Annotated in this window: 10 protein-coding genes; 1 reads left to right on the top strand and 9 read right to left on the bottom strand. The window is 72.8% G+C overall.

All coding sequences use genetic code 11. From position 1 onward, the window contains the following. Nucleotides 1-135: 135 nt before the first annotated feature. From ABD234_RS05780 to ribF, 9 genes are all read right to left on the bottom strand, one after another. Complete coding sequence (locus ABD234_RS05780; protein ID WP_051486846.1) at nt 136-1,773, bottom strand: ribonuclease J; 1,638 nt, start codon at nt 1,771-1,773, stop codon at nt 136-138. 69 nt (nt 1,774-1,842) lie between these two features. Then, nucleotides 1,843-2,772, bottom strand: a complete 930-nt coding sequence (dapA, locus tag ABD234_RS05775) for a 4-hydroxy-tetrahydrodipicolinate synthase (RefSeq protein WP_038372475.1) — start codon at nt 2,770-2,772, stop codon at nt 1,843-1,845. Between the two features lie 123 nt (nt 2,773-2,895). Next, complete coding sequence (locus tag ABD234_RS05770; protein WP_038372473.1) at nt 2,896-3,651, bottom strand: HAD family hydrolase; 756 nt, start codon at nt 3,649-3,651, stop codon at nt 2,896-2,898. A 69-nt stretch (nt 3,652-3,720) separates the two neighbouring features. Beyond that, nucleotides 3,721-4,176, bottom strand: coding sequence for a hypothetical protein (locus ABD234_RS05765; protein ID WP_038372471.1), 456 nt, complete (start codon nt 4,174-4,176; stop codon nt 3,721-3,723). Between the two features lie 7 nt (nt 4,177-4,183). Beyond that, on the bottom strand, nt 4,184-4,942 hold the full coding sequence (dapB, locus tag ABD234_RS05760; RefSeq protein ID WP_038372469.1) for a 4-hydroxy-tetrahydrodipicolinate reductase: 759 nt from the start codon (nt 4,940-4,942) through the stop codon (nt 4,184-4,186). A gap of 100 nt (nt 4,943-5,042) precedes the next feature. Then, nucleotides 5,043-6,371: a M16 family metallopeptidase gene (locus ABD234_RS05755; protein ID WP_344354586.1), complete on the bottom strand. Its 1,329-nt coding sequence runs from the start codon at nt 6,369-6,371 to the stop codon at nt 5,043-5,045. Between the two features lie 271 nt (nt 6,372-6,642). Next, entirely contained in the window at nt 6,643-8,895 is a 2,253-nt protein-coding gene (locus tag ABD234_RS05750; protein ID WP_344354818.1) for a polyribonucleotide nucleotidyltransferase, read from the bottom strand. A gap of 196 nt (nt 8,896-9,091) precedes the next feature. Next, nucleotides 9,092-9,361: a 30S ribosomal protein S15 gene (gene rpsO / locus ABD234_RS05745; RefSeq protein ID WP_038372468.1), complete on the bottom strand. Its 270-nt coding sequence runs from the start codon at nt 9,359-9,361 to the stop codon at nt 9,092-9,094. 159 nt (nt 9,362-9,520) lie between these two features. Beyond that, entirely contained in the window at nt 9,521-10,603 is a 1,083-nt protein-coding gene (gene ribF, locus ABD234_RS05740) for a bifunctional riboflavin kinase/FMN adenylyltransferase (RefSeq protein WP_344354583.1), read from the bottom strand. Between the two features lie 328 nt (nt 10,604-10,931). Between ribF and ABD234_RS05735 the strand changes: the two genes are divergently transcribed. Next, nucleotides 10,932-12,485, top strand: coding sequence for a L,D-transpeptidase family protein (locus tag ABD234_RS05735; protein ID WP_038372464.1), 1,554 nt, complete (start codon nt 10,932-10,934; stop codon nt 12,483-12,485). Nucleotides 12,486-12,556: the final 71 nt, after the last annotated feature.

Here is a 12,556-nt window from a genome sequence, read left to right as displayed (position 1 = left end):
CGCGCGGGGCCCGGAGCGAATCGCTCCGGGGGCCCGCGGACCCGCCGCGCCGGCCGGGGCCCGCCGGCCCCGCATCCCGGCCCGGCCGCCGCGCGCCGGGGCGATGCGGAGGCGCGCCGGGGCGGGGCGGAGGTGTCAGGACTCGATGACCACGGGGATGATCATCGGCCGCCGGCGCAGGCGCTGGGAGACGTAGCGGCCCACCACCCGGCGCATGACCTGCTGCAGCTGATAGGTGTCGCGGCGGTTGGACTGGTCGGCGACCGCCTGCTCGAGGGCCTTGACGATGTCGGGCTTGATGCGCTCGAAGACCTGGTCGTCCTCGGCGACGCCGCGGGCGTGGATCTCCGGACCGGCGATGAGCGCGCCGGTCTCGGAGTTCACGACGGCGAACAGGGAGATGAATCCCTCGTCGCCGAGGATGCGGCGATCCTTGAGATCGGCCTCGGAGATCTCGCCGACGCTCGAGCCGTCCACGTAGACGTAGCCGTTGGGGATCTCGCCGACGACGGTGGCCTTCCCGTCGCGGAGGTCCACCACGTGGCCGTCGCGCGCGAGGATCACGTTCTCGTGGGGCACGCCGGTGGCCTCGGCGATGCGGCCGTTGGCGATGAGGTGGCGGACCTCGCCGTGCACCGGCATCACGTTCTTCGGGCGCACGATGTTGTAGCAGTACAGCAGCTCCCCCGCGCTGGCGTGGCCGGAGGTGTGGACCTTGGCGTTGCCCTTGTGGACGACCTCGGCGCCGAGGGCGAGCAGGCCGTTGATCACCCGGAAGACGGAGTTCTCGTTGCCGGGGATCAGGGAGGAGGCCAGGATGACGATGTCGCCCTCCCCCACCTCGACGCGATGGTCGCGGTTGGCGATGCGGCCCAGCGCCGCCATCGGCTCGCCCTGGGATCCGGTGCACATGAGCACGACCCGGTCATCGGGCAGGTCGTCGATCTTGCGGACGTCCACGAGGATGTTCGGCGGGACCCGCAGGTATCCCATCTCCGCGGCGATGCCCATGTTGCGCACCATCGACCGGCCCACGAAGGCGACCCGGCGCCCGTGGCGCTCGGCGGCGTCGAGCACCTGCTGGACGCGATGGACATGGCTCGAGAACGAGGCGACGACGATCTTCTGCTGGGCGCGCGCGAAGATCGCGTCCATCACGGGCCCGATCTCGCGCTCGGCGACGGTGAAGCCGGGGACCTCGGCGTTGGTGGAGTCGACCATGAACAGGTCCACGCCCTTCTCGCCGAGCCTCGCGAAGGCGCGCAGATCGGTGATGCGGCCGTCCAGCGGCAGCTGGTCCATCTTGAAGTCGCCCGTGTGCAGGATGGTGCCGGCGGGGGTGGACACGTGCACGGCCAGCGCGTCGGGGATCGAGTGGTTGACCGCGACGAACTCGAGGTCGAAGGGACCCAGCTGCTCGCTCTGCCCCTCGGCGACGGCGAGGGTGTACGGCGTGATGCGGTGCTCCTTGAGCTTCGCCTCGATGAAGGCGAGCGTGAGCTGGCTGCCGACCAGCGGGATGTCCGGCTTCAGGCGCAGCAGGTAGGGGACGGCGCCGATGTGGTCCTCGTGTCCGTGGGTGAGGACGATCGCGGAGATGTCGTCGAGGCGGTCGGTGATGTGGTCGAAGTCCGGCAGGATCAGGTCGACTCCGGGCTGGGTCTCCTCGGGGAAGAGCACTCCGCAGTCGATCACGAGCAGCCGCCCGGCGTACTCGATCACCGCCATGTTGCGGCCCACGTCCCCCAGCCCGCCCAGGGGGATCACCCGCATGGTGTCCTGGCGCAGCTTCGGGGGCTGGTTCCGTCGCTCGGTGAAAGCGGTGCTCACAGGGTGTTCTCCTCAGGGCTGGCGGGTCAGCGGCGGGATGCCGTCCGCCGCGCCGAGCGTGGCGGCGAGGTCGGCGACCTCTTCGGGGTTCGGGGCGACCAGCGGCAGGCGCACGGCGGCGTGCGGGAGCACGCCCTGCAGCATCAGCGCGGTCTTGGCGGCGGTGACGCCGGGGATGCGGTCCATGAGGGCCTCGACCAGCGGGGCCAGGCGCGCGCTGATCGCACGGGCGTGCGCGAGGTCGCCCGCGTCCACGGCCTGCACCAGGTCCGCCTCGAGGCGCGGGGCGGCATGTCCCACCACGGAGACGACGCCCGCGGCGCCGAGGGCGAGCCAGGCGAGGTTCAGCGCGTCCTCGCCGGAGTAGTAGGCCAGGCCCGAGCGCGCCATCACGACGGTGGCCTGGTGCAGGTCCCCCTTGGCGTCCTTGACCGCGACGATCCGCTCGTGCTCGGCGAGGGTCAGCAGGGTGTCCGTCGACAGCCCCACGCCGGCGCGGCCGGGGATGTCGTACAGCATCACCGGCAGGTCGGTGGCATCGGCCACCGCGCGGGTGTGGGCGACGATGCCCTCCTGGGAGGGCTTGGAGTAGTACGGGGTGACGACCATGACGCCGTCGATCTCGAGCTCGGCGCTGGCCCGGGCCAGCTCGACGCTGTGGCGGGTGTCGTTCGAGCCGACGCCCGCGACCAGGGTCGCCCGATCGCCGACCGCCTCGCGCACGGCGCGCACGAGCTCCAGCTTCTCGGCGTCGGAGACGGTCGGGGACTCCCCCGTCGTGCCCCCGAGCACCAGCAGGTCGTTGCCGTGCTCGACGAGATGCGCGGCGGTGCGCTGCGCGGCGTCGAGGTCGAGGCCGGAGGCATCGGGAGTCAGGGGCGTGACCATGGCGGTCCCGACCGCACCGAAGGGGCGCGCGGGAATGGCGTCGTCACTGCTCATGTGTCCTCCTTGGCAGGCTCTGCCGGTGTGTCGCTGATTGCCCCCAAGGGTAGTGCAGGTGCGGGCCCCGGCTCCGCAGGATCACCGGCGCGGAGCTGTCGGCGATCCCACGCGGAGGACGGGTCAGGCGCGGCGGCGGCGGATCCGCAGCGCGGAGCCCTCGACGGCGACCCTCACGTCGTCCAGGTCGCGGACCACGGCGTCGGCCAGCGGCGCGAGCGCCGCGGCCGGGGACGTGGTCGTCACCGCCAGCGAGGACGATCCGGCGGCGCGGGCGGAGCGCAGACCGCCCAGGGAGTCCTCGACCACGAGGGCCCGGCCCGGATCGACGCCCAGGCGGCTCGCCCCGAGCAGGTACGGCTCCGGGTCCGGCTTCCCGCGCGAGACCTGGTCCGCCGTGACCATCTGCGCCGGGACGGGCAGGCCGGTCACGGCCCATCGGGCCTCGAACAGGGGGCGGGCGCAGGAGGTGACGATCGTCCAGGTGCTGCGGCCGAGCTCTGCCGCCGCGGCGTCGAGCTCCTCGAGCACGCGGCGGGTCCCCGGCAGCACCCGGATCTCGGAGACGTCGGCCATCTCGAGGTCCAGCACCCGGCGGTAGGCGGCCTCCCGCTCGGCGGGCCCCAGGTCGGGGAACACCTCGGCCAGGACCTGCATGCCGGGGACGCCGTGGAGGGAGTGGTCGAAGGTGCGCGCACTGCCCAGCTCCGCGAACAGCGCGTTCCACGACCGCTCGACGGCCGGGCCGGAGTCGATCAGCGTCCCGTCCATGTCCAGCAGGAGCACGTCGGCGGCGAGGTCGAGCTCGGCATCGGCGGCGGTCGCGGGAACCGGCGCGGGAACGGTGGACGGCGCCGGGCCGGCGGAGGTCTGAGCCATGCCCCTACGCTCTCACACCGGCGTCCTCGGGCGGATCCGCCGGAGGCCCCGAGCCGGCGGGCGCGGGCCTCAGCGGCCGCGGTCGAGGGCGATGGCGCGGCGCACCGCGGCGCGGGCCTGCTTGCGGTCCCGCAGGCCCTCGTAGGCGAGCGCGAGGCGGAACCAGGCCCGCCAGTCCTCCTCGCCGTTCTGCAGGGCGCTGCGCGCCTTCTCGAACTCCTCGCGCCCATCGGCCGCGCCGTCCGCACCGCAGTCGGGTGCGGCCTCGGCGTGGTCGGGTCCCGGCTCTGCGGGCGTCGGCGACGACTCCCGGTACCGCCGGTTCAGCCGCGCGGCGGCCATGCCGAACAGCAGCTCGCGCCAGATCACCCACAGCGTCAGGACCAGCAGGATCATCACGCCTGCGGCGAGGCCCCAGCCGATGAGCCCGCCGGCGCGGGAGAATCCCCAGGCCAGCCACAGCAGTCCCCAGCAGTAGGCGGCGGAGATCGCCACCAGGACGCCGACGAAGATCCGATGGAGCATCCGTGCCTCAGCCCAGGTCCATGTAGCCGTCCAGACCGACGGTCAGGCCGGGATGACGGGAGACCTCGCGGATGCCCAGCAGCACGCCGGGCATGAAGCTGACGCGGTCGAAGGAGTCGTGGCGCAGGGTGAACTGCTCCCCCGTCCCGCCGAACAGGACCTCCTCGTGGGCGACCAGGCCGCGCAGGCGCACCGCGTGCACATGGATGCCGTCCACGACCGCCCCGCGGGCCCCGTCCGGATCCTGCTCGGTGGCATCGGGCACGGGCCCCAGGCCCGCCGCGGCGCGGCCGCGGGCGATCGCCCCGGCGGTGTGGCGCGCCGTGCCGGAGGGGGCGTCCACCTTGGCGGGGTGGTGCAGCTCGACGATCTCGGCGCTCTCGTAGTACCGGGCCGCGATCTCCGCGAAGCGCATGGCCAGCACCGCGCCGATGGCGAAGTTCGGGGCGATCAGCACGCCGAGCCCCGGGGCGCCCGCGAGGGCGGAGCGGACCTCGCCCAGGGACTGCTCGTCCCAGCCGGTGGTCCCCACCACGGCGTGCATGCCGTGCTCGATCGCCCACAGGACGTTGCCCTTGGCCGCCGACGGGACGGTGAGGTCGACGACGACCTGCGCCCCGGCCTCGGCGACGGCCTCGAGGTCGTCGCCGCGGCCGATGCTCGCGACGAGCTCGAGATCGGCGGCGTCCTCGACGGCGCGGCAGGCCTCGCGGCCCATGCGGCCGGCGGCTCCGAGCACGGCGACGGGGAGGGGGGTGCTGGTCATCGGCGGTCCTTCCGGTGACGGCCGCGGCGGCGGCCGGGAGGGGGCGAGGAGTGCGGTTCGGGGGTGGGAGCCGGCGCCGCCGGTCTCCCGCACGAGGCTCTCAGGCGGCGGGGCCGATGTCCACGCGGGTGGTGAAGGATCCGGCGAGCCGCTCCGCGAGCTCCCGGACATCGTGCTCGGTCACGGCGGCGATGCGGGAGATCGTCTCATCGACGCTCGCGTAGCGGCCGTGGATCAGCTCGGTGCTGCTTAGGCGGCCCATGCGGCTGGTGGTGTCCTCCAGGCCCAGGGCGAGGGAGCCGGTGATCTGGCCGAGGGCGCGGCGCATCTCCTCCGGGGTGGGGCCGGTGCGCCCGAGCTCGGCGAGCTCCTCGCGCAGCAGGGCCACGACCTCCTCGGTGCGGGACGGACGGCAGGCCGCGTACAGGCCGAACAGGCCCGCCTCCCGGTAGCCGCCGCTGAACGAGTACACGCTGTAGGCCAGCCCGCGCTCCTCGCGGATGTGCTGGAACAGCCGCGAGGACATGCCGCCCCCGAGGATCGACATGAGCACGTTCATCGTGTGGCGCGCGGGATCGGTGGCGCTCAGCCCCGGCCCGCCGAGGTACACGTGCACCTGCTCGGTGTCGCGGACCAGGCGGTGCGGGGCGAGGTCCAGCACCTGCGCGGTCCCGTCGCGCTCCGGCAGGTCCGCGGGCGCGGGGCGCGGGGCGGGCGCGGCGGAATCCGGCAGCTCCCACCCGCCGGCGGCGAGGCGCTCGAGCACCAGGTCCCGCAGCCCGTCGTGGTCGACGTCGCCGACGGCGGTCACCACCAGGGTGTCGGGGCGGTAGTGCTGGCGGTAGTGGTCGCGGACGTCTGCGCCGCCGAGGGCGCTGACGGTCTCCGCCGTCCCGCCGACGGGCCGGCCCAGCGCGGTGCCGGGGCCGATGACCTGCTCGAGGAAGGTCTCGTAGCCGATGTCCCCCGGATCGTCGGCGGCCATGGCGAGCTCCTCGAGGATGACCTCGCGCTCCGTCTCGAGGGCCTCGTCGGCCAGACGGCTGGAGGTGATCATGTCGGTGAGCACGTCCACAGCCATCGGCACGTCGGTGCTGCGCACCCGGCCGTAGTAGAAGGTGTGCTCCTTCGCGGTGACGGCGTTGGACTCCCCGCCGACCTCGTCGAAGGCGGCGGCGATGTCCATGGCGCTGCGCCGGTCCGTGCCCTTGAACAGCAGATGCTCGAGCACATGCGTGGAGCCGGCGTGCTGCGGGGACTCGTCGCGCGAGCCCACGGGGAGCCAGAAGCCGACGCTCGCGCTGCGCACCGAGCGATCCGTCTGCGTCAGCAGACGCACGCCGCCGGGCAGGAGGCTCCGTCGGATCCCCGCCTCCGCATCGAGCACGAGATCGGAGCCGGGCGTGTCCAGGGGCAGGTCGAGAGGCATCATCCGATGATCCCACGCGGACGGCGCTCGGGGCGCGCGCATCAGGCCCAGTGTGATCGACGCGGCGGTCGGGCCGCCCGATCGCCTCTCCCCCTCGGGCTCGGCCCTCCGGCCTCCCGCTCCCGGACCTCCCGGCGCTCAGGGGCCCGCGCCCTATGACGACGGATGCCGTCGCGCGAACCGGGGTTCACGCGACGGCATCGGTCATCTCGCGGGACGGCTCTCGTCATCTCGCGTCGGGCCTCCGCGGCATCCGCGGGGGCCGGCGGGGTCACTCGGCGGCAGCGGTCTCCGGCTGCGCCTCGGCCTCGGGCTTGTCGTCCTCGACGACGGCGAGGCTGATCTTGCCGCGGGCGTCGATCTCGCGGATCTCGACCTCGACCTTGGTGCCGACGGACACGACGTCCTCCACGTTCTCCACGCGGCGGCCGTCGTTCATCTTGCGCAGCTGGGTGACGTGCAGCAGCCCGTCCTTGCCCGGGGTGAGGGAGACGAAGGCGCCGAAGTCGACCACGCGCACGACGGTGCCGAGGTAGCGCTCGCCGACCTCGGGCACCTGCGGGTTCGCGATGGCGTTGACCGCGCTGCGGGCCGCCTCCGCGGACGGGCCGTCGGTGGCGCCGATGTAGACGGTGCCGTCGTCCTCGATGGAGATGTCCGCGCCGGTGTCGTCCTGGATCTGGTTGATCATCTGGCCCTTGGGGCCGATGACCGCGCCGATCTTGTCGACGGGGATGGTGACCGCCAGGACGCGCGGGGCGTTCGGGCTCATCTCGTCAGGGACGTCGATCGCCTCGCCGAGCACGTCCAGGATCGCCAGGCGCGCCTCGCGGGCCTGCGACAGGGCGCCGGCGAGCACGGAGGCGGGGATGCCGTCGAGCTTCGTGTCCAGCTGGATCGCGGTGACGAACTCGCTGGTGCCGGCGACCTTGAAGTCCATGTCGCCGAAGGCGTCCTCCGCACCGAGGATGTCGGTGAGGGCCGCGTAGCGGGTCTCCCCGTCCACGGTGTCGGAGATCAGGCCCATGGCGATGCCGGCGACGGGGGCCCGCAGGGGCACACCGGCGTTCAGCAGCGACAGGGTCGAGGCGCAGACGGAGCCCATGGAGGTCGAGCCGTTGGAGCCGAGCGCCTCGGACACCTGGCGGATCGCGTAGGGGAACTCCTCGCGGCCCGGCAGCACCGGGGTGATGGCGCGCTCGGCGAGCATGCCGTGGCCGATCTCGCGACGCTTCGGGGAGCCGACCCGACCGGTCTCGCCGGTCGAGAAGGGCGGGAAGTTGTAGTGGTGCACGTAGCGCTTGTGCGTCACCGGGGACAGCGAGTCGATCTGCTGCTCCATCTTGAGCATGTTCAGCGTGGTGACGCCCAGGATCTGGGTCTCGCCGCGCTCGAACAGCGCCGAGCCGTGCACGCGCGGGATGACCTCGACCTCGGCGGAGAGCTGGCGGATGTCGCGCAGCCCGCGGCCGTCGATGCGGACGCCCTCGGTGAGCACGCGGTTGCGCACGACCTTCTTGGTCAGGGCCCGGAACGCGCCGGTGATCTCCTTCTCGCGCCCCTCGAGCTTCTCGGAGAGCTCGGCGGTGACGGCGGCGAGGAGCTCCTCGGTGGCGGTCTCGCGCTCCTGCTTCCCGGCGATCGCCATGACGCCGGCCAGGCGCTCGGTGGCGGCCTCGGCGACGATCTCGTAGGCGTCGTCCTGGTAGTCCAGGAACAGCGGGAACTCGCGCACCGGCTTCGCGGCGGCCGCGGCGAGCTCCTTCTGCGCCTCGCAGAGCGCGCGGATGAAGATCTTCGAGGCCTCGAGGCCCTCGGCGACGACGTCCTCGGTGGGGGCGATGGCGCCCTGCTCCTTGATGAGCGACCAGGAGTTGTCGGTGGCCTCGGCCTCGACCATCATGATCGCCACGTCGGAGCCGCCCTCGGCGTCCTCGACGATGCGACCGGCGACCACCATCGAGAAGACGGCCTCGTCCAGCTGGGCGAAGGTCGGGAACGCGACCCACTGGCCGCCCGAGGCGGTCGGGATCAGCGCGATGCGCACGCCGCCGATCGGGCCGGAGAACGGCAGGCCCGAGATCTGGGTGGAGGCGGAGGCGCCGTTGATGCCGACGACGTCGTAGGCGTCCTCGGGGGCGCAGGCCATGACGGTCAGGACGACCTGGACCTCGTTGCGCAGGCCCTTGACGAAGGCCGGGCGCAGCGGGCGGTCGGTGAGACGGCAGGCGAGGATCGCGTCGGTGCCGGGACGGCCCTCGCGACGGAAGAACGAGCCGGGGATGCGGCCCGCGGCGTACATGCGCTCCTCGACGTCGACGGTGAGCGGGAAGAAGTCGAACTGGTCCTTGGGACGGTTCGAGACGGCGGTCGCCGACAGCACCATCGTGTCGTCGTCGAGGTAGACGGCGACGGCGCCGGCGGCCTGCTGGGCGAGACGGCCGGTCTCGAAGCGGACCTCGCGGCGGCCGAAGGAACCGTTGTCGATGACAGCGGTGGTTGCGGTGATCTCAGGGCCTTCCATGGCCATGGGCTGCTCCTCTGGAGGGGATGGGTGCCCCTGCCGGTGCGGCCATCGTCAGAGGCGCGCGGACGCTCCGCTGTCGCGGGTTCCGCAGGTCTCTGCCGAGGACCGAACCTGGTCCGGGGGCGGGGTGTCTGGATTCAGGGGGTGGGAACCGAGCCGCCGCCCGCCCCGGAGGGCGAGCGGCGGCTGGAGGTCATCGGCGGATGCCGAGTCGCTGGATCAGCGAACGGTACCGCTCGATCTCGACGTTCTGCAGGTACTGCAGAAGCCGCTTGCGCTGGCCGACCAGCAGCATCAGACCCCGTCGGCTGTGGTGGTCGTGCTTGTGGGTCTTGAGGTGCTCGGTCAGGTAGGTGATGCGGTGCGTCAGGAGCGCGATCTGGACCTCGGGCGAGCCCGTGTCGCCCTCGCTCGTGCCGTACTCCTTGATGATCTCCTGCTTGGTGGCAGTATCGAAAGCCATGCTCTCTCCCTCGGTCGTTGCGCGGCGCGCCGGGGCCTGTTCTCCCGGGCTCTCTGAGCGGGGCACCCCTCGCTGCGCTGCGGACCGAACGACGGCCGAGCAGGGCGACGAGGTGGATGCGCGCCCCTCCGCGGCCGAATTCACGGCGCCAGAATCGTATCAGGGACGCGGGCCGTCCAGGCCGGGGAGCGACGCGAGGGTGCGGCGGGTCACGTCCTTGTCCCGCTCCATCTGCTCGACGAGCGCCTCCACGGTCTCGAAGGTGACCGTCGGGCGCTGCCGTGCGACGAACTCGAGGACGACCAGGTCCCCGTAGAGATCGAGGTCGTGGTCGCCGTGGACGTACGCCTCGACCATGCGCGGGGCGATGCCGTCCTCGCTGGGGAAGGTGGGGTTGGTGCCGATGGAGATGGTCGCCGCGGCGCGCGACAGGGGCGGCGTGCCCCGGTGCTCGGGCGCCTGCTCGATCACGGAGAGCAGCCCGGTGTAGACGCCGTCGGCGGGGACCAGCCCCCGCGGCACCGGCCCGAGGTTCGCGGTCGGGAAGCCCAGCTCGCGGCCGCGCTTGAAGCCGTGGTGGACCACGTCGGCGACCGTGTGGAAGCGACCCAGCATCGAAGCCGCGGTGCCGACGTCCCCGTCCAGCAGCGCGGTGCGGATCTCGGAGGAGGAGACCCGGTCGCGGCGGACCTGCGCGCCGCCGATCTCCGCGATGCCGTCCGGTCCGACCTGCTCGGGCGACGTCCCGGTGAGCTCCTCGTGGCCCTGGTCCTCGACCAGCACCACGTCGAAGCCGTAGCGATCGGCCAGCTCGCGCATGGTGGTCAGGTCGCCCTCGTTGGCCCGGCCGAAGCGGGAGTCGGCCCCCATGACCACGCAGCGCATGCCGAGCCCCTCGACCAGGAAGATCCGCACGAAGTCGTCGGCGGAGTGCTGGGCGAACTCCCCCGTGAAGGCGAGGTCCAGGACGCCGGCGATCCCCGTCCCCAGCAGGAGGCGGTCGCGGTCCTCGTGGGCCGTGATCAGCGGGGTGCTGGCCGGATCCCCCATCACGTGGCGGGGATGGGGCCAGAAGGTGAGGGCCACGGGGCGCAGGCCGCGCTGCTCGGCGGCGGCGCGCAGCCGCTCCAGCACGGCCCGATGGCCCAGGTGGACCCCGTCGAAGTTGCCGATGGTGACGGCGGTCGCGCCGAGGTCGGCGGGCACCTCCTCGAGGGAGTGCCAGAGGGGGGCGCGTGTCACGGGATGGTTCCTGTCCTTGCGGCGGGTGGGGCCCGGCGACGTCGGGAGGGGTCGCGGCCGCGATCCCGCGCGGTCGCGGGTGCGTCGGCGTCGCGCCCGGCACGGGCCGGCCGCAGACCACTGTAGCGCCGCGCCGCGCCCGCGCCGCCCACGGCGCCGCAGGCGTGGCGGCGGACACGTGCCGCGCCTGTGGCCATGGCCACGTGGCGGGCGGGGGACCGTCCGGTATCGTGGTCGGGAAAGGCGGTTGAGGGGAAGTACCCCCGATGCCCCCGCACGCGCGCCCGCGTGCGGACGGAGGGAATGCCGCCAGGAAGCGAACGTATCCATGTCGAACGTGACCGACGCCGCGGCGCTCGGCGGCCCGACAGGGCCCGTCGCGCGATCCGGACGACGCCGCCTCGTGCTCATCGTGGTGGCGATCCTGGCCGTCATCGCCGTCGTCCTGACCGGCGGCGCCTTCGCCTACGCCAAGCAGTACGCCGGCAAGGCGCTGCCCGGGACCACGGTGCTGGGACAGGACGTCTCGGGCCAGACCGCGGAGCAGATCGCCGCGGCCATCGCCGAGCGCGCCGAGGGCGTCACGGTGACCGTGACCGCCGACGGCACCGACCACGAGGCCACCCTGGCCGATCTCGGCGTCAGCGTCGACGCCCCGGCGACCGCGCAGAGCGCCGTCGACCACGACGGCACCATCCCCGAGGTCCTCTCCTCGACCTGGTCGGGCGAGCGGTCCGTCGAGCCGGTGGTCTCCGTGGACCGGGCCGCCGTCGCCGCCTACGCGACCTCCCTCGTCCCCGCCGACCGCACCGTCCCGGTGGACGCGCAGGTCGTCTACGACGAGGACGAGGAGGCCTGGAAGGTCGTCGAGGGCACGCCCGGCCAGGGCGTCGAGCCCTCCGAGCTGGTCTCCGCCGTGACCGAGAACGCCCCGGCCCTGCAGGACTTCTCCGTCGAGCAGACCATCGAGGAGATCGCCCCCGCGGTCACCACCGAGGAGGCCCAGGCCGTCGTCGACGAGATCGACGCGATCCTCGAGCAGCCGATGTCGATCGCCGGTCCCGACGGCGAGACCCACGAGGTCTCCCCCGAGCGCCGCAGCGAGTGGATCTCGGTGGTCCCCACCGAGGCCGCCGACGGCCTCCAGATCGCCGTGGACGAGGACGCCGTGCGCGACTGGGTGTCCTCCCGCGCCGAGAAGGACAGCGTCGAGGCGAAGGACGGCATCGAGCAGGTCGACGCCTCCGGCAAGGTCGTCAAGGTCGTCGCCGAGAAGGAGGACGGCCTGAAGGTCACCAACACCGACGCCGTCTCCGACGAGCTGATCGCCTCGCTGCAGGGCAGGACCCCGCTCGAGGCCGCTTTCGAGACCTCGACCACCCCCGCCGAGGTCACGCAGGTGAAGGCGCCGACGGCTCCGACGGATGAGGCCACCGCCCCCGCCGAGGGCTCCACGGCGACGCCCGGTGCGGAGCCGACCGAGAAGGCCACGCCGTCCGGCGAGAAGTGGATCGACGCGGATCTGAGCAACAAGACGGTCACCGCCTACGTCGGGGACACCCCGGTGTGGGGCCCGCGCTCGATGGTCGACGGGAAGAAGGACTACGAGACGGTCACCGGCTCGTACGAGATCTACCTCCGCTACGAGAACCAGGACATGACCAACGCGTCCCGGTACGGCGAGGACGACCCGCGCTACTACTACACCGAGGACGTCCCGTGGGTGCAGTACTTCCACAACGGGTACGCCTTCCACGGCGCGCCGTGGCGCTCGTCCTTCGGCTACTCCGGCTCGCACGGCTGCATCAACATGCCGGTCTCCGATGCGAAGTGGCTGTACGACTGGGCGTCCGAGGGCACCCGCGTGGAGGTCCACTACTGATCGCCCCGCCGGCGCACGCCGGTCGCCGAAGGGCCCCGATGATCCGCGGATCATCGGGCCCCTTCGCGTTC

This window comes from Brachybacterium phenoliresistens, assembly GCF_039530785.1.
Classification (GTDB): domain Bacteria; phylum Actinomycetota; class Actinomycetes; order Actinomycetales; family Dermabacteraceae; genus Brachybacterium; species Brachybacterium phenoliresistens.
This window is presented reverse-complemented; position numbering and strand designations above follow the sequence as displayed.